Here is a 2,074-nt window from a genome sequence, read left to right as displayed (position 1 = left end):
CACGAACATCATGAACTTCATCTGGTCGCTCCCTTGTTTCTCGGGGTATCACCAGCATGACGATCGGCCGACAGCGTTCCGGACACCCTCCCCCGAAAAACCTCGGGTCAGTCTCCGCTGGCGGCGCGGCGGCGGGCCTCGCGGGTCTTCATGGCGTGCTCCATCAGCGTGACGAGCACCTCCTTGCTGGACTCACGCTGCCGGGCGTCGCAGAGCAGCACCGGCACGCCCGGGTCCAGGTTCAGCGCGGCCTGCACCTCGTCGAGCCGGTACGTCCGCGCGCCCTGGAAGCAGTTCACCGCCACCACGAAGGGCGTGCCGCGACCCTCGAAGTAGTCGATCGAGGGGAAGCAGTCGGCGAGCCGGCGGGTGTCGGCCAGCACCACGGCGCCGATCGCCCCCAACGCCAACTCGTCCCAGACGAACCAGAACCGGTCCTGTCCCGGAGTGCCGAACAGGTACAGCACCAGGTCGTCGCTGATGGTGATCCGGCCGAAGTCCATGGCCACGGTGGTGGTGGTCTTGCCTTCCACACCGGAGAGGTCGTCGATGCCGACCCCCGACTCCGTCAGCACCTCCTCGGTCCGCAACGGCCGGGTTTCGCTGACCGCGCCAACCATGGTCGTCTTGCCCACGCCGAAGCCGCCCGCGACCAGAATCTTGATCGCGGTGGGCAGTGGCGTCGCTCCCGCCGGCCGGTCAGAGTGCCCGTAGTCCATTGATTACCGCCTCGAAGATGCTGTTGTCGGGAAGACCGGCCGTGGTCTGCGGCTCGCGGACCTGCACCAGGCTGCGGGCTGCCAGATCACCGAGGAGCACCCGGATGGTGCCCACCGGCAGGTCGAGATGGGCGGCGATCTCGGCGACGGACTGTATGCGTTGGCACAGCCCGACGATCGCCAAATGCTCGGGGCCGAGACCCACCTCGGGCGTGACCTCGGCTCGGGTCGCCGTGACCAGGGAGATCAGGTCGAATGTGCCGGTGACCGGGCGGGCCCGACCGCGCGTCACCGCGTACGGGCGCACCACCGGACCCGCATGGTCATCCACCCACTGATGGTCTGCGGACTCCCCCTGGACCGTCATCGCCGTTACCTCTCGCCGACCTGCTGATCAGTGCCACGCGATGGTGATGCGACGTACTTGCCGACGCGGGTGACCAGCATCGCCATCTCGTAGGCGATCAGACCGACGTCGGCGTCCTCGGTGGCCAGCACCGCCAGGCAGGCGTTGCGGCCGGCCGCGGTGACGAACAGGAACGACGACTGCATCTCGATGATGGTCTGCTGCACCTGCCCGCCACCGAAACGCTTGCCGGCGCCTCGGGCGAGGCTCTGGATGCCGGCCGCCATCGCCGCGAGGTGCTCGCCGTCGTCTCGGCTCAACCCCTGGGAGGAGGCCATCAAGAGGCCGTCGGTGGAGAGCGCGACCGCGTGTTCGGCCTGCTTCACCCGGCCCACCAGGTCATCCAGCAACCACGTCAGGTCGGCGCTCGAAGCCGTCTTCTGGGTCACTTCGTCGTCCTCTTCTCGCCCGGCTGTGCGCCGTGTTCGTTTGGGGCTTGACCGTCACACCGCGCGGGAACCCGCGTCATCGGTGCTCGGTCAGGTCGCTTGTGGATCCTCGTCGGTCGGCTCGGACGGCGTCGCCGCCGGGGTGCCGGAGGCGCCGCCGAGCAGCCGAGCCGCGTCGGTTCGCCCACGCCGGGTGCCGGTCTGGTAGGAACTCATCATCCGGCGGACCTGCTCCGGTGGGCGCACCACATCCTCGTCGTCGGTCTCCGACATCGCCGGGTCGTCTCGCAACTCGGGAACGATGTTCGCCTGTCGGACCCGGACGGGCAGGCCGGAGTCGGTCCGCTCCGCGTCGGCGCGGGCGGGCACCGGGCCACCGTCACCAGCCGCGACCGACTCCGCGTCGCGGGTCTCCGGGCGGGTGCGCTCGACGGCGGGCAGGCCGGTGGGCACGGTCGGGGCTTCCAGGGCTGGCTGACCCGGGCCGCGCCGGGCGCGGGTGGGCAGGTCGGGTGTGCCGGTCGTCGGGGTGGTCCGCTGTCGGGTGGGGAGAACGGTGT

3 protein-coding genes and 1 pseudogene are annotated in these 2,074 nt (G+C 69.9%); all 4 read right to left on the bottom strand.

All coding sequences use genetic code 11. The features are described from left to right. Window positions 1-107: 107 nt before the first annotated feature. On the bottom strand, window positions 108-719 hold the full coding sequence (locus tag KBX53_RS30980) for an ATP/GTP-binding protein (RefSeq protein ID WP_030337265.1): 612 nt from the start codon (window positions 717-719) through the stop codon (window positions 108-110). Then, window positions 700-1,086, bottom strand: a complete 387-nt coding sequence (locus tag KBX53_RS30975) for a DUF742 domain-containing protein (protein WP_030337267.1) — start codon at window positions 1,084-1,086, stop codon at window positions 700-702. Before KBX53_RS30975 ends, KBX53_RS30980 begins: the two co-directional genes overlap by 20 nt. Window positions 1,087-1,091: 5 nt before the next feature. Then, window positions 1,092-1,514, bottom strand: a complete 423-nt coding sequence (locus KBX53_RS30970) for a roadblock/LC7 domain-containing protein (protein ID WP_030337269.1) — start codon at window positions 1,512-1,514, stop codon at window positions 1,092-1,094. Between the two features lie 90 nt (window positions 1,515-1,604). Next, a pseudogene (locus tag KBX53_RS30965) lies at window positions 1,605-2,074 on the bottom strand (histidine kinase); the annotation flags it as partial.

It is taken from the genome of Micromonospora sp. M51 (assembly GCF_018070305.1).
Classification (GTDB): domain Bacteria; phylum Actinomycetota; class Actinomycetes; order Mycobacteriales; family Micromonosporaceae; genus Micromonospora; species Micromonospora parva.
This window is presented reverse-complemented; position numbering and strand designations above follow the sequence as displayed.